The organism is Sulfobacillus sp. TH-112, from assembly GCF_057473405.1.
The window spans coordinates 1-21,426 of the sequence record NZ_JBYCKN010000182.1 but is presented as its reverse complement, the minus strand read 5'-3'; the positions used below and the strand labels follow the sequence as shown (position 1 = coordinate 21,426).

The 21,426-nt window shown below is 53.1% G+C and carries 23 protein-coding genes; 2 read left to right on the top strand and 21 right to left on the bottom strand.

Annotation, left to right across the window (positions count from 1 at the left end):
- Window positions 1–42: 42 nt before the first annotated feature.
- Window positions 43–936, top strand: coding sequence for a mechanosensitive ion channel family protein (locus ACOJWD_RS13365; RefSeq protein ID WP_486993735.1), 894 nt, complete (start codon window positions 43–45; stop codon window positions 934–936).
- On the opposite strand, the gene ACOJWD_RS13360 is transcribed toward ACOJWD_RS13365, so the two are convergent.
- The 11 genes from ACOJWD_RS13360 to sigG all read right to left on the bottom strand — a co-directional run bounded on the left by ACOJWD_RS13360 (window position 897) and on the right by sigG (window position 10,063).
- Window positions 897–1,910: an RluA family pseudouridine synthase gene (locus ACOJWD_RS13360; RefSeq protein ID WP_486993734.1), complete on the bottom strand. Its 1,014-nt coding sequence runs from the start codon at window positions 1,908–1,910 to the stop codon at window positions 897–899. The genes ACOJWD_RS13365 and ACOJWD_RS13360 overlap by 40 nt on opposite strands.
- A complete protein-coding gene (gene lspA / locus ACOJWD_RS13355; RefSeq protein WP_486993733.1) occupies window positions 1,891–2,358 on the bottom strand; it encodes a signal peptidase II in 468 nt (155 codons plus the stop codon). Before lspA ends, ACOJWD_RS13360 begins: the two co-directional genes overlap by 20 nt.
- A complete protein-coding gene (gene ileS, locus ACOJWD_RS13350) occupies window positions 2,351–5,089 on the bottom strand; it encodes an isoleucine--tRNA ligase (protein ID WP_486993732.1) in 2,739 nt (912 codons plus the stop codon). Before ileS ends, lspA begins: the two co-directional genes overlap by 8 nt.
- A gap of 307 nt (window positions 5,090–5,396) precedes the next feature.
- Window positions 5,397–5,909, bottom strand: a complete 513-nt coding sequence (locus ACOJWD_RS13345; RefSeq protein ID WP_486993731.1) for a DivIVA domain-containing protein — start codon at window positions 5,907–5,909, stop codon at window positions 5,397–5,399.
- Between the two features lie 13 nt (window positions 5,910–5,922).
- Window positions 5,923–6,225: a YggT family protein gene (locus tag ACOJWD_RS13340; protein ID WP_486993730.1), complete on the bottom strand. Its 303-nt coding sequence runs from the start codon at window positions 6,223–6,225 to the stop codon at window positions 5,923–5,925.
- Complete coding sequence (locus tag ACOJWD_RS13335) at window positions 6,222–6,668, bottom strand: cell division protein SepF (RefSeq protein WP_486993729.1); 447 nt, start codon at window positions 6,666–6,668, stop codon at window positions 6,222–6,224. Before ACOJWD_RS13335 ends, ACOJWD_RS13340 begins: the two co-directional genes overlap by 4 nt.
- 36 nt (window positions 6,669–6,704) lie before the next feature.
- Window positions 6,705–7,400 carry a YggS family pyridoxal phosphate-dependent enzyme gene (locus tag ACOJWD_RS13330; RefSeq protein ID WP_486993728.1) on the bottom strand — a complete coding sequence of 232 codons (696 nt, stop codon included), beginning with the start codon at window positions 7,398–7,400 and terminating at the stop codon, window positions 6,705–6,707.
- Window positions 7,379–8,170 (bottom strand): peptidoglycan editing factor PgeF, encoded by a 792-nt coding sequence (gene pgeF / locus ACOJWD_RS13325; protein WP_486993727.1) that lies wholly within the window; start codon window positions 8,168–8,170, stop codon window positions 7,379–7,381. Before pgeF ends, ACOJWD_RS13330 begins: the two co-directional genes overlap by 22 nt.
- A 141-nt stretch (window positions 8,171–8,311) precedes the next feature.
- A complete protein-coding gene (locus tag ACOJWD_RS13320; protein WP_486993726.1) occupies window positions 8,312–8,575 on the bottom strand; it encodes a YlmC/YmxH family sporulation protein in 264 nt (87 codons plus the stop codon).
- Between the two features lie 49 nt (window positions 8,576–8,624).
- Window positions 8,625–9,290, bottom strand: a complete 666-nt coding sequence (gene spoIIR, locus ACOJWD_RS13315; RefSeq protein WP_486993725.1) for a stage II sporulation protein R — start codon at window positions 9,288–9,290, stop codon at window positions 8,625–8,627.
- Entirely contained in the window at window positions 9,290–10,063 is a 774-nt protein-coding gene (sigG, locus tag ACOJWD_RS13310; RefSeq protein ID WP_486993724.1) for an RNA polymerase sporulation sigma factor SigG, read from the bottom strand. Before sigG ends, spoIIR begins: the two co-directional genes overlap by 1 nt.
- Window positions 10,064–10,395: 332 nt before the next feature.
- Between sigG and ACOJWD_RS13305 the strand changes: the two genes are divergently transcribed.
- Complete coding sequence (locus ACOJWD_RS13305) at window positions 10,396–11,208, top strand: alpha/beta fold hydrolase (protein WP_486993723.1); 813 nt, start codon at window positions 10,396–10,398, stop codon at window positions 11,206–11,208.
- A gap of 109 nt (window positions 11,209–11,317) precedes the next feature.
- On the opposite strand, the gene ACOJWD_RS13300 is transcribed toward ACOJWD_RS13305, so the two are convergent.
- From ACOJWD_RS13300 to ACOJWD_RS13255, 10 genes are all read right to left on the bottom strand, one after another.
- A complete protein-coding gene (locus tag ACOJWD_RS13300; RefSeq protein WP_486993722.1) occupies window positions 11,318–11,668 on the bottom strand; it encodes a hypothetical protein in 351 nt (116 codons plus the stop codon).
- A gap of 652 nt (window positions 11,669–12,320) precedes the next feature.
- Window positions 12,321–13,067 (bottom strand): RNA polymerase sporulation sigma factor SigE, encoded by a 747-nt coding sequence (sigE, locus tag ACOJWD_RS13295; protein WP_486993721.1) that lies wholly within the window; start codon window positions 13,065–13,067, stop codon window positions 12,321–12,323.
- A complete protein-coding gene (locus ACOJWD_RS13290; protein ID WP_486993720.1) occupies window positions 13,064–13,942 on the bottom strand; it encodes a sigma-E processing peptidase SpoIIGA in 879 nt (292 codons plus the stop codon). The genes sigE and ACOJWD_RS13290 overlap by 4 nt, the downstream gene beginning before the upstream one ends.
- A 194-nt stretch (window positions 13,943–14,136) precedes the next feature.
- Window positions 14,137–15,195 carry a cell division protein FtsZ gene (ftsZ, locus tag ACOJWD_RS13285; protein ID WP_486993719.1) on the bottom strand — a complete coding sequence of 353 codons (1,059 nt, stop codon included), beginning with the start codon at window positions 15,193–15,195 and terminating at the stop codon, window positions 14,137–14,139.
- A gap of 42 nt (window positions 15,196–15,237) precedes the next feature.
- A complete protein-coding gene (gene ftsA, locus ACOJWD_RS13280) occupies window positions 15,238–16,434 on the bottom strand; it encodes a cell division protein FtsA (RefSeq protein ID WP_486993718.1) in 1,197 nt (398 codons plus the stop codon).
- A gap of 67 nt (window positions 16,435–16,501) precedes the next feature.
- Window positions 16,502–16,861 (bottom strand): small basic family protein, encoded by a 360-nt coding sequence (locus tag ACOJWD_RS13275; RefSeq protein ID WP_486993757.1) that lies wholly within the window; start codon window positions 16,859–16,861, stop codon window positions 16,502–16,504.
- Window positions 16,862–16,892: 31 nt separating this feature from the next.
- Window positions 16,893–17,648, bottom strand: a complete 756-nt coding sequence (locus ACOJWD_RS13270; RefSeq protein ID WP_486993717.1) for a DUF881 domain-containing protein — start codon at window positions 17,646–17,648, stop codon at window positions 16,893–16,895.
- A gap of 594 nt (window positions 17,649–18,242) precedes the next feature.
- The gene (gene murA / locus ACOJWD_RS13265) at window positions 18,243–19,499 is read right to left on the bottom strand and encodes a UDP-N-acetylglucosamine 1-carboxyvinyltransferase (RefSeq protein WP_486993716.1); all 1,257 of its coding nucleotides are present in this window, start codon (window positions 19,497–19,499) and stop codon (window positions 18,243–18,245) included.
- A complete protein-coding gene (gene murB, locus ACOJWD_RS13260; protein WP_486993715.1) occupies window positions 19,451–20,428 on the bottom strand; it encodes a UDP-N-acetylmuramate dehydrogenase in 978 nt (325 codons plus the stop codon). The genes murA and murB overlap by 49 nt, the downstream gene beginning before the upstream one ends.
- Window positions 20,425–21,426, bottom strand: a 1,002-nt coding sequence (locus tag ACOJWD_RS13255; RefSeq protein WP_486993714.1) for a UDP-N-acetylglucosamine--N-acetylmuramyl-(pentapeptide) pyrophosphoryl-undecaprenol N-acetylglucosamine transferase, incomplete at its 5' end; no start/stop codon positions are given. The genes ACOJWD_RS13255 and murB, both read right to left, overlap by 4 nt.

The following is a 21,426-nucleotide window of genomic DNA, read 5'->3' as shown; positions in this document are numbered from 1 at the left end:
ATCTTGACCCTCATGTTACCCTAGAGATATGGGGGGATCCAAATGGCGCCGAAAGGCCGACGACCTTTCACTGCAGTAAAAATCATTGGTATCATCTTGATTGGCGTAGGGCTGGATGTTCTGTTAAACCATCTACCGATAAAGTTTCAGCATCATTACGGCGACCTTTTCAAAGCCGCGATCGTGCTTTTAGTGGGCGGTACACTGTCCTATTTGGTGGAACACTGGCTCGGACGCATCAACGCCAGTAACCGCATAGGTTCGCGCCGGGTGACGTCTCTTCGGTTTATGGCAAGGCTGGTGCTCTACCTCACATTTGCGAGCGCTCTCTTAGCGGCGTTTGGCGTTGGGCTTTCCTCAGTAATCTTTGGTTCCGCCTTTGTGACCGTCATTGTGGGACTCGCGGGGCAAAGTTTCTTTGCGAACCTGATTGCCGGGATTGGCATTGTCATATTTCATCCATTTGAAGTCGGCGACCGGGTCATGATTGTCGCCTGGCAATACCCGCTCTTAATGCCAACTTATCCTCACGAAGCCATTAAACCAGGGTATTCGGGCATTGTTACCGATATCAATCTCGCCTACACGACATTGGAAACCGATGAAGGAATCCCCATGATGTTGCCTAACGGCATCATTATTCAGGCGGCCATCCACAATCAACAGCGCCGTGAACGACAGCGATTCCGATTCCGATTCGACCTCGACATCGCAATCGACCCCGGCCACCTCATGCCTAAACTGGAAGGCGTCTTGAAAGACCTACCCTATCCGACCGAATTACGGCTAGTCGACGTCGGCGTCGCCACATTTTCGATTATTATCACGGGCGAGACCACGGGGAGACGAGAAGATGTGATTAAAAATGAAATTCTGGAGCATCTCATTCCCATGGTTCAGGCATCTAAGCTGCCGTCATCCTCGTCAACCAACTGATGCAACAATTCAGCGGTGGTGTAGGTGGCGTCTTCAGGATATACGCTCTCCGAGATGATAGCGGCATCTCCCCACCGTTTAATCACCGACCAATCATGCGGAGGACGCGCCCTAAAGCGCAGGATCTCCTCCGTGGTCGGATGTTGAAAGGTGAGATGACCCGCATGCAGTAGTTGGACGTTGGGGATTCCCGGAATGCGTCCGCCATAGGTGGGATCGCCCACCACGGGATGCCCGAGAGAGGCCAAATGCACGCGAATTTGATGGGTACGCCCAGTCTCCAAGGTACATTCCAAAAGGCTGACGTGACCCCAAGTCGCGAGGGTCCGATACTGGGTGCGCGCTTCCCGTCCTCCATAGACGATCGCCATGCGCAGACGATTTTTTGGATCACGTGCCATAGGGGCATCAATCCATGCGCTGGGCTGGACGAGCTGCCCTTTGACCAGAGCAAGGTATTGGCGCCTCACACGACGTTCCCGAATTGCCGTAGACAGTATCTCGGTGGCGCGGGTGGTACGCGCTAAGATTAAAAGCCCCGAGGTATCTTTGTCCAGTCGATGCACCACCCCGGGTCTCACTTCATTATCCACGCGCGGCAGCCACCGCGCCAAACGATGCACCACACTATCATCCCAATGTCCCGCGGATGGGTGCACCACGAGGCCCCTAGGCTTATTCACCACCATTAACACATCATCACAATAGAGCACCCAGGTCGGAAGACGGTCCTTTCCATCGTCATCTTCTTCGGGTAAAACCATGAGCTTTTCCTCAGGGACTATGGCCACGATGTCTTGCCCCACTTCCACCGCATAGCCGGACTTTTGCCGTCGGTTGTTAACGGTAATATCGCCCGACCCAATGCGCCGTTGCCAATAGGAACGGGAAAAGTCAGGCCATATCTGAGTGAGAAACCGGTCAAGCCGCATTCCGGCCAAATCTTCTGAGACTTTAGTTTCCCGCCTTGGCATCGGCCCGGTCCTTTCGCCAAAAGTCCAGAATAATGAGGCCAATCCCTACCACAATAGCGGCATCCGCTAAGTTAAATATGGCCCAATAGCGGAAGTGAATATAGTCCACCACTCGCCCTGCCACCATGCGGTCCCAAAGGTTCCCGGCCGTTCCACCGGCGAGTAGTCCGGCTCCCCAGAGAAAGGTTTTCGACACCTCATGGGCGCGAGCGACATAAATGGCCAACGCGATAAGGATAATAAATGCCACCACAATGAAGATGGGCGTCCCATGGCGAAGAATACTGAAGGCCGCTCCACTATTGGTAATGTAGGTAATCCACAAGACCGGCGGTAGAACCGGGATAGATTCCCCAATCGTCATATGCGTCGACACCAGCCCATTAAAAAAACGGTCCAATCCAAACACGATGATGGCTAAGGGAATCACCCACAGTCTCTTACGCATGAGCTAAAACCACCCGACAACGATGACACAAGGCGTCTTGACCCGATTCCTGACGCACATCCTCGGTATAGCGCCAGCAGCGCTCACAGCGCAGATACTGGGTAGGCGCGGCGACCGCCTCGAGCGTCTTTCCGCTTTGTACGGTCACGCGGGCCGCCAGCACCATTTCCGTGAGAAGCGCCACCTCATTTTCCGCTAATGGCGGATCGTCCGAGGGCAAAGTCAGGGTCACCTCGGCCTCGAGACCGTTGCCAATCACCTTCTCCACGCGCAATTGCTCCATCGATTTCAAAATGATTTCACGATAGCTCAACAGACGATCCATGAGATCGGCCTCTTTGGGTTCGATATCAATAGCGTAAGGCGCCATAAAGCTCGACAGGTGCACCGAGGGTGGCGCATCTGATGGCTTGATGGTGTGCTCATAGACTTCCTCACTCGTAAAGACCAATACCGGAGCGGCCAATTGCGTCAGCGCCCGTAAAATGTAATACAGCACTTTTTGCGTTTCGCGACGCAACTCATCATCGGCGTGTAGCGTATAGAGACGATCTTTCATGACGTCGAGATAAAAGCTGGAGAGGTCGGTGGTCATCAGGCGCACTAACCCGTGCACCATGGTATGAAAGTGATAGGCTCGATAGGCTGTCATGGCCTCATTTAAGAAGGCATTGACGCGAGCCAGCGCCCACCGGTTTAACGGATCGACCACCTCACCAGACGCGGGATGGGCGTCCGGCGTATAGTCATTCAAATTACCCAGCAAAAACCGGAAGGTATTGCGGATCTTTCGATAGCTCTCCGCCAATTGGCGCATGATTTCGTCCGAAATCCGCACATCGCCGCGAAAATCGGAGGTCGCTACCCAAAGTCGCAAGATATCACTCCCATAGGCTTTCACGATATCGAGCGGATCAATGGTGTTGCCGAGCGACTTGTGCATCTCCCGCCCCGACTGATCCAACACCATCCCATGGGTCATAACCATGTGGTAGGGAGCCCGTCCCGCACTGGCGACCCCGGTGGTGAGAAGGCTTTGGAACCACCCGCGATATTGATCGTTGCCTTCCAGCACCAAATCAGCGGGCCACTTAAGGTCCTGCCGTTCTCGCAATACCGCGGCTTGGCTCGACCCTGAGTCCATCCAGACGTCAAACACATCTTTTTCTTGCCGAAACTCACGACCATGACAGTGAGGACAGACGAATCCAGACGGCAAAAAGTTCTCCGCCGGTTGATCCCACCAAATATTTGAGCCCTCTTTCCCAATAAGCTCCGCAACCTGGCGCACTAAGCGAGAATCTAAAATTGATTCGCCACACCCCTCGCAATAGAACGCGGGGATCGGTAGCCCCCATACTCGTTGACGAGAAAGACACCAATCAGCCCGATCGGACACCATCGACCGCATCCGGTCAAATCCCCACTGCGGATCCCAGCGAACCTCGGTGGTGTTGGAAAGAAGTTCGTCACGAATGCCCCCGATATCTAAAAACCACTGACGGGTCGCACGATAGATAATCGGATTTTTACACCGCCAACAATATGCATATTGGTGTTCGTAATCTACAGCATATAAGAGCGCGCCGACTTCAAGCAGTTTGTCCTGCACCACGCTATTAGCCTTTTCGTAAAACAGCCCTTCGACGAGAGGCGTCCCCGAGACATAGTGTCCACGATCGTCCAGCGGCTGAACTACCGGAAGACCATAGCGCTTTGCAACCTCAAAGTCCTCAATGCCGTGTCCCGGCGCGGTATGCACCAGTCCCGTGCCACTTTCATCGGTGACATGCTCGCCCAGGATAAACGGCACCTCATGTCCGAGATACGGATGATGGGTGATGACGCCCTCTAACTCTTTTCCGGTAAAGTGGCCTACATCGCGCACCGCTGACAGAGAAAGGGTATTGAGCACAGTCTCCTTGAGGTTTTCTGCCACAAGAAGGAGGCCCTTTTCGGTGTCGACTACCACATACTGAAGGTCACTATGAAGAGCAATCGCCACATTGGCCGGAATGGTCCAAGGGGTGGTGGTCCAAATCACCGCCCGTGTCCCCTCCGGAAGCGGTCCTCTTCGTCGAGCATCTACGCTAAAAGCCACATAAATAGAGGGCGAACGATGGCCATGATATTCAATCTCGCCTTCAGCGAGGGCGGTTTCACAATGCGGGCACCAATACACCGCCTTCAACTCACGATAGATCAAGCCGCGATCCACCAAATCGGCAAATATTCTCAATTCAGCTTCTTCATACGACGGACTCATGGTCACATAGGGGTGCTCCCAGTCCCCCATCACCCCTAGTCGTTTGAACTGCTCAGTCATCACGCCAATATAGTACTCGGCCACACGAGCGCACTCGCGCCGCAATTCTAGCGGGTCAATCTGATGCTGAGATACCCCTAATTGTTTGAGAGCGCGCATTTCAATGGGTAACCCATGCGTGTCCCATCCGGGCACGTATACGGCATCATAGCCTTCCTGAGACCAATACCGATTAATCAAGTCTTTCAAAATTTTGTTTAAGGCAGTTCCGGCATGAATGTTGCCATTCGCATACGGAGGGCCATCATGCAATACAAACTTCTTCTGGCCGCGGCGGGCATCACGTTGCATAGAAAAAAGCCCCATCGATTCCCACTTTAAAAGACGCTCTGGCTCCTTCAGAGGCAAGTTCGCCTTCATGGGCAAGGCCGTTTTCGGTAAATTTAAGGTATCTCGATAATCCATAATTTCCTCCTCTTTCATTTTACGCGTGAATAAGCGCCCCTCGCTTATTGCAAGGGGCGCTCACGGCGTGGTACCACCCTCGTTCTCTAGAATCTCTAGAGCACTCCAGTACACTATAACGGGCGTACCCGGCTTCGCTAGTCCTGTGCTACACGTTTCACGTTGCTCTCTTGGGTGATAAGTGATCGTTATCCGGATTGACTCGCACCAACCGTCAATTCTCTGATTCCAGGATAGCCCACCCGTCCCAATCATCGATTTTACTTATGAGGCATTATACAATCTCCCTCATCGGAAAGCAAAAAACTTATCCCCTTGAGGAATCAATCGATTCCAGCGAAGATGGTCCACGCAGCTCAGGCAAAGAGGGAGAGGCTAATTCTTCGTGACTTAAAAGGGCGAGTTGTGATTCTAGTAAGCTTCGCACCCGCGCGCGAAATTGTTCCGTCTCACGCCGCAAGCGATCCAATTCACGGTACTGCTGCTCGACGTCGGTCTGAGCTTTCTTGATCAGTTCTCGGGCCCGGGTCTCCGCCTCTCGAACCACCAGTTCTGCTTCTTTTCGGGCCGCCTGTCTCATCTCTTCCGCCGTGGTTTGCGCCACCACTAATGTGCTCTGCAAAGTTTGTTCTATGGCCCGATACTGTTCAAGCTTCTCGCCCATACCCGAGGTGTTTTGCCGCAATTCGTCGTTTTCTCGAACCACCGCTTCATAGTCGCGCATGACTTCATCAAGAAATTCATCGACCTCATCCTGATTATAGCCCCGAATACTATTTTTGAATTCCTTGTTCGCAATATCGAGAACCGTTAGTGGCACAATCGACACCCCCTTAAATTCTAGCCAAATGCAAAAACAATGTATTAAGTAAGAAGGCCGCGATATCAACCAAGAAAAACCCAATCAATGGCGATAGGTCTAGCATGCCCATAAGCGGGATTCTCCGACGAATCGGACCCAGCACCGGCTCGGTCAGTCGCACAGAAAATCCCGCTATCCGGTTCCAAATCCCATCGGCTTTGGGGGGGAAAAACGACGCCACAATCCGTACAATCAGCACCACGTAAAATATTTTTTCCAAGAGCTCTACGGTTTCCGCCAAATGAAAAAATATGGTGCTGAGAGCAGGACTCACTTAGATAATCCCCTCATCCAACCCGGACTTTCCTCTTGTTCCTCACTCGCCACTTCCACGTTACTTGGGGTAATAAGAAAAATGTTATCGCCGACTTTGCGCAATCCACCGTCCAAAGCGTAGGCCACTCCCGAAAGAAAGTTCAACAGACGCTGTCCAGCTCGCTCCTCCGCCAGATCGAGGTTCACAATCACCGGCCGACGTCCCTTGACCTGGTCGGCAATAGCTTGTCCTTCCTCTAATGTCCTAGGATGCATTACGACCACTCGCATGTTGCTGCGCGATGTTGGCAAACTCACCACTCCAGCCCTCTTTCGCTTAGGCACTTCATCCTCCCAGTCGGCAGGGGGACGCGTCGGGTGCTCCGTCTCCGTCTCGTACTCGTCATCTTCGACTTCTTCCAGTCCCACAAAATTAAGAAACTTCCCCATCATACCAGCCATTGAATATCCTCCCTCGGTTCTATCCGATTCACCAAATTATTGCGCGGGACGCGGACCAAAGAGTTCCGTGCCAAGGCGAATCACCGTAGCACCCATCTCTAATGCCCATTCCCAATCCCCACTCATCCCCATCGATAGGTCGTTAAGTGGAGCCCAGGAAAATCCCTCCCTTCGACACATTCGCCACACGTCTACCATTTCCTGCATGTATTGGCGAATTTTTCGCCCTTCTTCGACAGAGTTTTCGCGTCTCGCCGGTAGCACCGTCATCAGTCCAGTCACTTGAAGATGCCTCATGGGCTCCAGGGCTTCGATAAATGTCTTTACCTCGTGGGGCGCCAACCCAGACTTCGTGGGCTCCCCGGCGATATTAACCTCTACCATAACCGCTTGTATTCCCTCACTGCGCTTATCCAACGCGTCCGCCAAATGCTCACTATCTAGAGTATCTATCGAGGAAAACAGCCCTATGCCATATTTTACCTTGTTGGTTTGAACATGTCCAATCGCATGTAGCGGCACGGGTGGTTTATCCTCACCCCACTTCATCCGCGCCTCTTGAATGCGATTTTCACCAATAATATCGGCACCCGCGGCCACCGCCCACAGCCCTTCTTCACGAGAACGGGTCTTCGTCACCGCCATAAGTTGCACCGCATCCCCAGGGCGAATAGCACCCATGCGGGCTTTCACGTGCCCCACCCGATCTTCTATGAAGGCTTTTTGAGACATATGTATCCCCCCATGCGACCGGTCACCCGCTTTTCGACGCGATAAGAAAAGAACAAATCGCGACGACAGCCCGTGCAATAGGGCGCCTCGATAATGTGGTCACTGGACACTCCGACCGCCTCTAGCAGCATCCGATTGGCCAAGTGCAAATCCAACCACCAATGCCCGTCATCCTTGAGCTGAAGCGGAGTCTCGCCGACCAAAGCCCGCACTGCCTCATAGACCGGACGGTCAATTTCATAACAACAGGGGCCTATTGATGGCCCCAATGCCACCAAAACGTCCTGCGGACCAATGCCCATTTCCTGCAATTCTTGCACCATCCGCTGCTGGATCAAAGCGACCGTGCCACGCCAACCGGCATGAAGAATACCGACCACTCTGGCACGCACATCGGTCACGTAAATCGGGACACAATCAGCGAACCCCATCCCTAAGACCACCGTCGCGTCACGGGTTAAGAGACCATCAGTAGCGTCGATCGCGTACCTACCGTCAAAACCTCGTCCACGATGCTCGGTTCCGACCCACTCAATGTGATTGTGGTGCACCTGGTTCGGCATGATCAAGTCCTGAAGGGGGCGCTCTACACTATGAAGCATACGACGCCGATTTTCCATCACCGAGGGCTCCATGTCACCGACGCCAAGCGATAAATTTAATGTATCAAACGGGGGGAAGCTAACTCCTCCAAGACGAGTGGAAAACCAAGCCTGTACCTGTGGATGCAGATCTAGTATCACGCGCCCCTCTGAAACCTGTACTTCCACATTCACACCCCCTCTGCTTTCTCTATTTTATCAAACCCAGCATCAATTTGAGTGCGAAAAAGTGCCAATGGCGCCAACAACGACAAGAGCTGGGCTTGCCAAGGCAAGCACCAGCTCCGCGATTTCTCTCTTTTGTTACGTCTAGGTCACATGGTGGGACTGGTCATAGGAGGCTTGCACCTCAACCAAAATGACATCTTGCCCGATTTTTTGAATTTGATCCCAATCAATCACGGTATCTCGGTCACGTCCAAAGAGGCCCAAAAACCGGCTCGCGCCCGGCACCACGACCGACTTCACCTGCCCACGTTCTAAGTCCAGTTCCAGATCGCCAATCAGCCCCAATCGACGACCGTCTACCACATTAATCACATCTTTCATCCGAAGCTCGGAGGTCTTCACCATGCGGCATCCCCCCATCACATACCTATGAAGCGGACGAGCGCCTCAAGACCTATTCGTGCAAAATAGTCAAAACCTCTCGTAACAACTGCGGCGATTTCCACGTCACGTGGATCGTCCCGGTACTCTTCTTCTGAGAGTGCTCTCTAGAATCTCGGCTCCTCACAGGGGTGGCACTAAGCGGCGTGGCGGGTTCGATAGGCGTAGGAACCGCTAAGGCATTGCCCATATCGATAAAACACAGAGACGGGAACAACACACACCACCAATTGTGTCCCTCCCCCTTCCCCAAGACGATCAAAAGTGCCTGATAGCGCCCGGCCGGCAAAACCCAACTGCCGTACGCTTTGGTCGGGAAGATGGTGCGGGTCCACTCCACCCGCGCCCGATACGATACATGATGGCGCGCTAAGACTCCATTAGCGACGCGATCCAACCGCTGTTTAAGCTCTTCGATTCGCTTGGCTGCCACCGACCGATTTTTGACCCCATTCAAATACGGGTCGAGCGTTTCTAATATTCGATCGCGTACCTGTAACTTTATCGCTTGGTCCACGGGGTTATCTGAATTGGCAATCACACGAAAACGAATGACTTGCGGTGTCGAGACGGTAATCGCACTCGTCGAGGGCACTTGACGCGAGGTCGATGAAAGCGGTGCCATCGACCATAGCATGGTCATCCCCAAAAGCCCCACTAACCACTGTTTAAGCCACATTACATATGCTTCCTCATGTGGGTTAAGGCCGCCTTTTCCAATCGAGACACTTGCGCTTGACTAATCCCGATTTCATCGGCCACTTCCATTTGTGTCTTTCCGTCAAAAAATCTCATCGTTAAGATCATCTTTTCCCTTTCACTGAGACGCCTCATCGCTTCACGGATGGCAATCCCCTCGAGCCAAGTCTTGTCCTGATTCTTCTCGTCGGAAATCTGGTCCATGACGAAAATCGGATCGCCACTATCGTGATAAATAGGTTCAAAGAGCGACATGGGCTCTTGAATCGCATCAAGTGCATACAGCACTTCTTCGCGTGGAACAGACAACTCGGCCGCAATTTCACTAATGCTCGGTTCCTTACTGAACCGATGTACCAAATGGTCCCTCACCTGTAGTGCCTTATAGGCGATATCCCGCAGCGACCGACTGACACGAATCGGATTATTGTCTCGGAGATAGCGTCGAATCTCTCCGATAATCATCGGTACCGCATAGGTCGAGAACTTCACATTCTGACCAAGGTCGAAATTATCGATGGCCTTCATGAGTCCAATGCATCCGACCTGAAAGAGGTCATCGGAATGCTCGCCGCGATTTTGAAACCGTTGGATCACACTGAGCACCAAGCGTAAATTGCCATTGATCAATTCATCGCGAGCGCTTTCCTCGCCCGACTGCATCGCCCGAAATAATTCACGCATCTTCACGTTCGTCAACACCGGAAGCTTGGCTGTATTGACACCAGGAATTTCGACTTTGTTCATTGGCATCGCGTGTTGTAACCTCCCGGTCTGGTGGTAACGCTGACACAGAAAGTATCACCAGAACTGGGGAAAGCTATACAAAAATGGGATGGTGCCAGCAGTCAACTGCGGTATGCCATAGGTGGACATCTCTCAAGGAAAATAAGGGGTGCATTACGCCATCGTCCCTGCACGGGTACCGAAATCGTAGCCCCTAGAATTTCACGATCTATCCATTCTGACCGTAAACGTCAACCGGACTTTGACGAATCCCTGTGTTAGAGACGTCGTCGACAGGGATTGCATTTAGTCGTCACGAATACCTCTTACACGAATTTCAAAAAAGAGGGGGATTATCTTTGAAGACGCATGACGTAACGCTAGCGGGTGGCGTGCACATGTTGGTGGAAGAGGCCGGTACTGGGGCAGCCATGATGCTACTGCATGCAGGAGTATCAGAACGGCATATGTGGGATGCGCAATGGGAATGGCTTCAAAACCGTATGCGGGTGCTGCGCTGGGATTGGCGTGGCTTTGGGTCCACGGCGCATGTGTCCGGTCCCTTTAGTTATGCAGACGATGTCATCAGAGTGATGGACGCCTTAGATATTTCCAAAACATGGCTCATGGGCTGTTCTTTTGGAGGAAGCACGGCATTAAATGTCGCACTTGAGCACCCTGATCGTGTCCACGGCTTGGTGTTGGTGGGATCAGGCGTTCCCGGCTATCACGCCGAAAATCCCCCCGAGGTTGAAAAGCTATTTGTGGAAGCGGATGCTGCCTTTGCCCAAAATGACGTTACGCGTGGCCTTGCTATCATGGAACGCATTTGGTTAGTAGGGCCTACGCGCCGCCCCGAAGATCTGGATTCTGCTTATCTGGTGCGTGCACGTGAGCTATTGGCCTTAGCCGACCAGCCTGATAATGGCGCGGTTTCTCAGGACGCTCAATTTGTGGCTGTTGGACGGCTCGATGAAGTTAAGTGTCCCGTATTGGTCATGGTGGGAGATGCCGACGTACCAGACGTCGTTGGCGCAGCGCATTATCTGGACGACCACTGTCTTGATGTAGAACTTCATGTTTTGCACGACACCGCACACCTTCCCAGCTTAGAACTGCCCACCCTTTTCAATAGGATTTTGGAAGACTGGCTCGCGAAACGAGTCTTTTGATTTCGTCGTCTTATGGGGACAGCCTATTGGCTCCACCGGGAAAACAGATCATCAATGGCGGCTGGCACCGCGACCGGGTCCAAAGGAATGAGGGGGCTACCAGCAATCGCTACCGGCACCATCTGATACCGTCCACCTTGTCAGGCCGCGAGCGGCGAAGGACTGCGGCATGCAACGATCTCAGTAAGTGCGGCGTCATCGGCTCGGTTTCACGAGACCAGTGCAGTACGGCGTCCCAAGATTCCGCATGATCAATCGCTTCCAAGTAATCCCAAAGGGGCTTGCCGCCCACCGTCACGCCTTCCAACACGACCTGGGTTTCGGCCAACGTCAGCCGATTCCCCTGGATGGCATTGGACGCACAGGTTATGCGTGGGCGGAGTGCTTGCGCCAGCGAACGACGCGTTTCCGGCGGTTGGGGTCGAAAGTTGTGAAGCCGCTGAACGCGCTGATCCAGCACCGTCAGTCACTGTTCATTCACGACGTTCTCCTTTCCGGAATCCCTCGGAGAATTTATGCAGATTGTACAACAACGCCCACTCTCATAACTACGACAGGGTGTCGCAGAGGACACTCCATTTGTATTTTCGATCAAACGCGTCATCGGATCGGGCGGTGAGGACCATCCCGTCACGAAACGCAATGATCGCCGGTGCATTGTGCTGCGCACAAGATATCGACTCAGTGTCAAGCCTGTTGCTTCACCGTTATGGCGGCCTTGGGTTAGCGTCTTTGTCGAATGACAAGACGACGCGCTTCGGCGGTAACTGCTAAATGAGCACTGGAACGCCATGCCCGTTCCCTCCTCCGGCGATGCCGAGCACCGTATGCATTAAGCGATTGTGAGCGACAGTGGCTTATAACGGACCCTCAGTCACCTAAACCACCTCGTCGAGTCCACGCACCACATCAATCGGTGCACCAGAAGGGGCTCCCCGGATGTAATACGCCGACGTCGATAGAATCCAGGGATACCCTCCGTACAAAGGATTGTCCTCGCAGAATGTTGGTCATAGGATTTCATGACGGCACTTTGTTACGGTTGCACAGTCTCCCCTAGCCTTAGTCCAAGAAAAAAGCCCTCACGAGGAGGGCCCAACTCTCAAAGGCGACTATTCCATCCGACGAAATTCTTTGCGAAGCCGTTTTATAATGCGTTTTTCCAGTCGAGAAATATAGGATTGACTGATACCCAGCGAATCCGCGACCTCTTTTTGGGTCCGTTCCAATCCGTCCATCAGACCAAACCGCAGCTCCATAATGCGTTGCTCCCGTGTGGACAATTTCGCCAACGCGCGTTTCAACAACAGGCGGTCCACCTCTTCTTCAATCGGCTTCGAGATTAAGTCCTGCTCGGTTCCCATGACATCGGACAACAGAAGCTCGTTGCCATCCCAGTCCACATTGAGTGGTTCATCAAATGACACCTCTGATCGTGTCCGAGAATTCCTCCGTAAGTACATAAGAATCTCATTTTCAATGCACTTGGACGCATACGTGGCTAATTTAATTTTCTTCTCCACGTTAAAGGTATTCACGGCCTTGATGAGTCCAATCGTGCCGATTGACACCAAGTCCTCAATCCCTATCCCGGTGTTTTCAAACTTCCGCGCAATGTATACGACCAAGCGCAAGTTGCGCTCAATCAAGACTGAACGGGCCGCCACTTCACCCCTCGATAGATTAGTGAGCAGATGAGCCTCCTCATCGCCAGTCAATGGCGGAGGTAAAGCCTCACTCGATCCCACGTAGTGGACATCACCAAGGTCTGTCGGTCCAAAGATTTCCTTAATGGAGTCACGAACTCTGTCCCACAGCGACCCTTTAGGATCCCATACCACACTTCTGGTTTCAATCATGCTCCCACCCTTTCATTGGGATAGTGAATTAGACTCTTCGGAGTCGCTAACGCACGATAACTCCCATCGCGAGCTATGGGATCTGGTGAAAACCCCACAGCCATTGGCATGCTGTTGTACCACCGACCCGCATAATTACCTCGGACGCGATCAAGCAGTACCACCGGTAAACATCCTTCTCCAGCGATCGTACGAAAGGTCACCATAGATACTTTGCACGCCCATGTCTCTGGCGGTGCTACCAGGGCATTTCCTTCGTGTACCGAGATAATCCACGGAAATAAGGCCTCTGGAATCCAGTCGATCGCTGAGGCCATTTCCAACACTATCACCGGTCGCCTAGCGGACTGCTCCACCAATTCATTGCCGGAATCCCACAGGCAGGGAACCCTAAGCGAAGTACCATTCAGTTCAAGTTGCAATTCCCCATAGGAGTCACGCCCCACCAATTGCCGAAGACGCTCTTTTGGCACCAGGCGCCCCATGACGACCAATAGTGGGGGTACTAAAATGGCCCAATCCAGGTATGGTGTGTTGGGACTGAAAAGTCTTTGCCAACTGAGAGCGGCACTCAACATACCTCCCGCCAAAAGTGACATACTCACAAATAGCAAATACCCTTTCACCCAAAACCTTTTAGAAAGCCCTCCAAGCGCAATAACCAACATCCCTAGCGGCCACACCAGTCCTAATTCCCAAGGAACGGAATAAAGGTTTTGACGCAGTAATACCCATAGTGTGGGAAGAATCCCGACAATGGCGGCCAGTGTGAGGCGAAAATAGGTGGTGCGGTGTCCCAGTACGGTGGCTGTCACCCACAGGAGCGCGAAGTCCATTTCCGCACTATAGGAGAGGGTCGTTACTCCATTTATCACGACACTAGTCCCTCCTCGCACAAGCTTCATCTCGGCACACTATCCATATGGGAGTTCACCTCACGGTATGTCTCCCAACAACGCCATTGTAGAAAGGATGCACGAAGAACTCTGTCATACAAAGGGGGGCAACCCGAGGAAGTTCACGACAAAAAACCCGCTCCTTAAAGGAGCGGGTCCACACCCTGGTTCGACTATGAGCGCCGGCGCAAGAATGCGGGGATATCGAGGTCGTCGTTCGAAAATGGCTTAATCTCCACTTCCTCGTCGGGGCTTTCGACTACACTGCGTCGGGTCCGCTCTCCCGTAAACCCAGTCGCAATCACCGTCACCCGCACCTCATCTTTGAGGGAATCGTCAATCACCGCTCCAAAGATGATGTTGGCTTCGGGATCAGCCGCTTGAATGACAATTTCAGCGGCCTCATTCACCTCAAACAGCGATAGGTCTGATCCACCGGTAATGTTCAACAGTACCCCACGAGCGCCATCGATGCTGGTTTCCAGCAAAGGACTGGAAATAGCGGCTTTCGCGGCGGCCGCGGCCCGAGTTTCTCCCTGACTTATCCCGACACCCATGAGGGCTGAACCCATATCCGACATAATAGTTTTAACATCGGCAAAGTCCAAATTAATGAGTCCGGGGACGGCGATGAGGTCTGAAATCCCCTGCACACCTTGCCGCAACACATCATCCGCTATGCGAAAAGCCTCCACAATGGATGTCTTCTTCTCGACAACTTGTAACAACCGGTCGTTGGGAATAGTGATGAGCGTATCCACTTTCGCCTTCAGATTATTGGCTCCCTTTTCGGCAAAGGCTTGTCGACGCCGCCCTTCAAAGGTAAAAGGCTTGGTGACCACGCCCACCGCAAGCGCTCCAACCTCCTTGGCGATTTCAGCAACCACTGGGGCGGCTCCTGTACCGGTTCCGCCACCCATTCCTGCCGTCACAAACACCATGTCTGCACCCTTTAACGCGTCAGCAATCTGCTCTCGACTTTCCTCAGCGGCCTTTTGTCCAATATCAGGATTGGCACCAGCTCCAAGACCCTTCGTAAGCTTGGTGCCTACTTGCAATCGCGTGGGAGCCATCGACAGAGCCAACGCTTGCGCGTCCGTATTCACGGCAATAAATTCAACCCCCTTGAGGCCTGCCATGATCATACGATTCACGGCATTGGTGCCACCGCCCCCAACCCCCACTACCTTAATTACTGCAAAATTTTCTGCCGCTTGGTCAAAGTCTAGCATCCTGTTTCCTCCCCTATTTCCGGGTCATTCTCAATTATTTTATCAATTCCACAAAGTTAACCAAAATTGTACAGCACGATGCCATAGAGATTCTGACTCTGGTTTGAGACCTTCTAATCGCGAAGCGCGCGCCACTCCTACCACCACCGAATACCCGGGACTGCGTGATAAATCCGACAATCCTCCTAATCCAATCGGTGACGCCATCCGAACTGGCCAACTCCAGCGCTGTTCTAGGTGGGAATTTAACCCCTTGAGTAACGATCCCCCACCTGTCATCACTACCCCGGCAGCCGGACCCTTCGGCCAATCTATCCGACTCAAATGCTGCTCGACCATTCCCGTCCACTCATCGACCCGAGCCAGTACAATTTCTTCAAGCTCCTTCACAGGAATCAGCTTCACGGATTGACCGCTGACGGCGCGTACTTCCAGCATCCCTTCTCGTTCGGCACCGACCACCGCATATTCCAATTTGAGCCGTTCCGCTTGAGTTGTTACCACTCCCAGCCCCGCACTCAAATCAGCGGTAATGGCGTCCCCTCCAATCGGGACCACCCCTAAATACTGAATGTGCCCTGCTCGGTATACCGTAACGCCGGTAGTCCCTCCGCCCACATCGAGGTGCACCACACCAATTTGCTTCTCGTCATCCGCCAAAACCCCGTCCGCCGAGGCACGTGGGGCGGGAATCCACAGCACCGGATTGAGTCCGGCCATTGTGACGACCCGCTTTAAATTACGCAATACCGTGGTCAGTCCTGACACCACCAGTACTTCGACTTGCATTTCCCGTGCCACCATGCCGACAGGATCCACGACGCCTCGAAATCCATCTACGGCAATCCCACGTCGAATGATTTGCACGGTTTCACGGTTCCCATCTTTAACTCCCTGAGCAGCCTTTTGCGTGCAGACCTCGACATCTTCAGGGCGAATAATTCCTCCCTTAATGTGAACCGAAGCTTGTCCCGGCCGGACGGTTAAATGGTCGCCATTCACGGATACCGCGGCATGTGTGAGATCGGTCCCCGCCATACTGTTGGCACGGTTCACCGCATCCCGGATAGCCATCGCCACTCGTTCGACCTCGTACACGAGTCCTCGCCTCATCCCGACCACCGGAGTCGCAGCAACACCCAATACCGCAAGTTCTCCATCGGGTCGCGCCTCACCTACCAGCGCCGATACCTTAGTGGTTCCAACATCCAGTGCTAATATCAGTGGGCGCTTGGCCATGCGACACCTCCCGGAGGCAAAGTTTCTCTTAAGAGAGGACTTCTCCCTGAAATGAATTTTTCCTGCCTCAAAGTGCCTCATCACGCAATTTTCGTCGGGAGATAGTCCACCGGCTGATCAAGGCATGACGGATGGAGCCCAAATTCTGAAATATTCGATAGCCAAAGGCGAATAATGCGGCATCAAAAAGCGGAACCCCCATCTTGTTCCCCAAATAGGTCAAAAGGCCTGCCAAGATGGCATTAGAGACCAGCCCACTCAAGAATGTGACCGGCACAAACCGTCCCTCTAAGCTTGCGCGTATGCCCCCGAAGGCCGAATCCATCGCTGCTAACAGAGCTATCGATAGATAACTCGCAAACGAGGCAGGTAAAACGTTTGGCAAGGCTAGCCCAATCAGCACCCCCATGGCCAACCCGATGACCACAATCCACAAGCAGAGATTCCCCTTTCACCATCTACCGTTCTATATTAACAGGTTTAATCGAAGAAAAGTGGACCGCCCCGCGGTACGCAGCAATTTCTAGATGCGAATCAGGATGGAATTTAATGGATACCAGTTGTGACCAGCCCTCGATATCGGGATTATCCTGTAAAGCAGTCAGCATCGCACCCGAGGGCCCCACGGCATCGACCACATAGGGTGAGGCATAAGGTACTCCATTAATGCGAATCGTGGGCCCAGCACAAAAAATCGCCGTAGTCGCGGTATAGCGCTGACCATCAATCGCAATGGCCGAAGCTCCTGCCGCCGACAGGAGCGACACCACCTGCAAAACATATTGATCGTGGACCAATTCGAGGATGGCTGGCTCGCCAGGAAAAGCGGGTTGAGTCGCATCATGAATTATCACTTGGACCCCAGATCCGGATTGGGCTGTGAGGCCAGCCAACGACTGCGTACGCGTTAAGGCAGCCCTTATTGGGGACAAGGCCGGCGTGTTCGAAGAAGCGGTAGCAAGGCGGGCTTGCATGGCCAGCACCTTTTGACGGCTGAGGAGGTTTGCCTCGTCGGCGCTCGTGACCAGGTGGCTCAGCGTAATGGCCTCTTGAATTTGTGCCGTATGATTAATAAACGCCACAGTGCGAATTTGCTGGGTGAGAAGAAAACCCATCACCACGGCAATCACCACAACGCTCACTTTGACGCTACGCGACATCCCTATATCCACTCCGTCGCCTGGTTTCTTAGCTTCATGCCATCGAATACCCACCCGGTGGTTTCATCACTTGCGCATTCGACCTTTCTTTTCTCCATCATATCACCTCCTAGCCCACGAATCGATGGACAGGACAAGTTTATGAGTACGTGCGGCCGTTGAAGGAAAGAGCAGATATCAGAAGAGTCTTTTGACGCTGGCCCTATCCTTATGGGAACAATACGGTTATCGAATTCTTCAATCGCAAGAGGAATGATATCAGCCACACTTTATCAACATCGCCTACCCATGATTCACTACCAAATGCCCCCCTATCCTAAGACATCGTGGCATCATGTGGGGCTATGTATCTCCTCTTAAAGCATCCCACCGTGAGAGCGGACGGCCTGGCCATCGACGAGGCAAACCCGAGTCGGTAGTCTCCCTTAGGCCATGGCCACATCGCCACGCCAGGTTGGGGGGCTCGTTGCACGTACCCGGATCACGACTGCGACCGCTAACGCGACCCACGCACCGGTAATTCCTACTGCATTTTCCCTTCCATTACTCTACCCGAATCCCATAATCTACGTGTCTACTATCCCTACACTTCGCAGACTGCCTGTGGCAGCTTGAGCTTCTGGACCCCCGTCCCTCAAACCCAAGACCTTATTGTTGCCGAATATCCACTCCAAGGTCACTAAGCCGACGATCTAAGTCCTCATATCCTCTCTCAATGACTTCGCGGCCTTCGATGACGGTTTCGCCGTCCGCCGTAAGGCCGGCAATCACCAACGCTGCCCCGGCTCGTAAGTCCAGTGCCTTCACCCTTGCTCCAGAAAGCGACTTTCCTCCATAAATCAGGGCTACACGCTGATCCGCCAATATCTGGGCTCCCATGCGCCGTAATTCTCGAGCATGACCTAGCCGATTTTCAAAGACGCGCTCGGATACAATGTGCACCCCCGGTACCTGGAGGAGGAAAGCCATAAACTGCGCCTGCATGTCGGTCGCGAATCCAGGATAAGGTCCCGTGTGAATCGAAATCGGGGTGGTTCCATAGCGCTCTTTGCCGAGCACTTCCACCACATCGCCCTCATGCGAAAGAACTTCTACGCCCACTTCCTGCAAACGTCCTAAGAGGCCGGGCAAATGCTCAGCAATGCAGTTTTCCATCACCACGTGACCACCCGTGGCTGCAGCCGCTAACGCAAAGGTGGCCGCTTCAATACGATCAGGAATGATGGTGTGCGTCACCCCCCGCAGTCTTTCCCGTCCCATGATACGAATCTCCGAAGTACCGGCACCACGGACGGTGGCACCCATCTTTTCAAGAAATTGTGCCAAGTCTACAATCTCGGGCTCCATGGCCGCGTTTTTTATCCTGGTTTCTCCATCAATGAGGGCCGCCGCCATCATCATATTTTCTGTGGCTCCCACCGAAGGATAACTCATATGCACCGTGCCGGCCTTTAATGGAGAAGCCGAGAGCGTGGTCCCACTGTCACCCTCCTCGATAGTGGCGCCTAGTTGATGAAACCCATAGATGTGAATATCAATGGGCCGGTCACCAATAGAGCATCCTCCCGGTTGCGCCGCAACCGCGTGGCCCAGCCTTGCCAACAGAGGTCCAATCACAAATATGGAGGCCCGCATTTTGAGCATAAGATCTTCAGGAATCACATATTCATCAATACCCGTAGGATCGATCACCATGGAGTGGCCGTCCCACGTCACATGCGCGCCCAACCGGGTTAATACATCAATCATGACATCCACATCGCGCAAGTGGGGAACCCCCACCAAGGTGACGGGTTCAGATGCAAGAATTGAGGCAGCCATAATTGGTAGAGCGGCATTTTTGGCTCCGTGAATTCTTACGGTTCCTTCAAGCCTTCGTCCGCCGCGAACCACAAATTCTCCCATGTTGAGTCGGCTCCTCCTTCTCCCGGACCTATCCATCGTACTTCCGGCCTTAAAATAATCCCCCGCTGTTGGTACACTTCGCGACGCAAGCGTCGCATTAAAATCAACACATCGTGAGCCGTCGCCGTGCCGGTGTTAATGATGAAATTCGCATGAAGGTCAGAGACGGCCGCGTCTCCCTCACGCCACCCCTTAGCCCCAATGGACTCAATCAGACGTCCTGCGAACTCCGGCAAAGGATTTTTGAATACGCTTCCCGCATTCGGTTCCCCTACCGGCTGACTGCGTTTGCGATAGTCCATGTTGTGTACCATCGTCTCACGAATTACGACCGGATCTCCCGGTTTAAGTAGCAATTTCGCTTCGAGCGCAATCCATGGTGTATGCATAAACCGACTTTGCCGATATTGAAACTCGACCTCAGATGCGGATACCTCGCGTACCCCATCGATGGGATCCCATACCAGCACACTTTCGACCACTTCCACCATGGATCCCCCGTGCGCTCCCGCATTCATAACCAATGCTCCGCCCAAGGTGCCCGGTATACTAATGGCAAATTCGAGACCGGTCAGCTGAGCTCGTTCCGCGAGACGACCCAATTTAGTCAGAAGAATCCCCGACCCAGCCCGAATGCGCGGTGGGGTCACTTCGGTTTCTTTCAGTCCACGCGATGTGGAAATGACCACCGCATCTAGCCCTCGGTCAGACACCAAAACATTGGTTCCCTGCCCAATAATGAAATAGGGAATCCTTTCTCTTGACACCCAATTCAGCACACGTACCACGCCATCGAGATGAGATGGTTCCACAAATACGCGCGCTGGACCTCCAATGCGAAACGAGGTATGTCGAGCGAGTGGTTCATCGATTCGCACCGCACCGATATCCATCGTACGCAATGCGGTGTATATGGGCTCCACCTTCACCTCGATTTCCCTCCCGACGTCGCGACTGCATCCAATACGGTCGAGACAATGCGCGATAGCGCGTCTTCGTCAAACATTTCCTTCATCCTATGCCCCATCTCTTCAGTGCGCGTAGGATTTGTTAAAAGGCCAATAATATCCGTCGCTCTTGTTGACACTTGCGGTTCCGGTATCGCGAGTCCTGCCCCCCGCGCCTCAATCACCGCAGCATTTTTGCTTTGATGATCTTCACTGACGTTGGGCGATGGAATGATGACCATGGGCAGTCCAAAGGCCGCACAATCCGTGAGACTCATTGCCCCACCTCGCCCAATGTACAAATTGGCCGCTTGATAGATCATCTGAATCTGGTAAAAGTATTCGTGGATTTGAATACGACTTGTGTCCAATGTGTTTCCGTAGCGGTTCTGAACCTGATCCATAACCTCTGCATGGTAACGCTTGCCGGTCGCCCAAACCAGTCCTAATCCGGGATTCTCTTGAAAGTATGGCAACAAATCAAACAACACCTGATTCACCTTTAGAGCTCCTTGACTTCCACCCGTGGCCATCAAGATGCGCAAGTCACTTCTCATCCCTAGACGACGGCGGGCCTCCTCCTGGGTCAACTGCTCCTTGGAGAGAGTGATAGGGTTCCCCGCAATCACGACTTTGGCATGCGGATCAAGACGCCCAATCGCCTCTTCGAACGGAACACACACCGCGACTGCCCTTCGGGATAGCTGGCGATTCGTAAACCCCGGCCAAGCATTTTGCTCTTGGATGACCAGTGGCACGTGCAACCAAGAGGCCGCCAAACCCAGCGGTCCTGAGACGTATCCGCCGGTTCCAATCACCACATCGGGGCGGTATTGCCTCAAAATTCGCACTGCGTCAACCACTCCGTGAATAGCCGTCATAGCCCCGACAACTTTCCCGCGTATGCCCTTCACCAAGAGAGCTCGCGCATGAATGGTATCAAAGCGAATTCCCGCACGAGGAACCAAATCCTTTTCCAG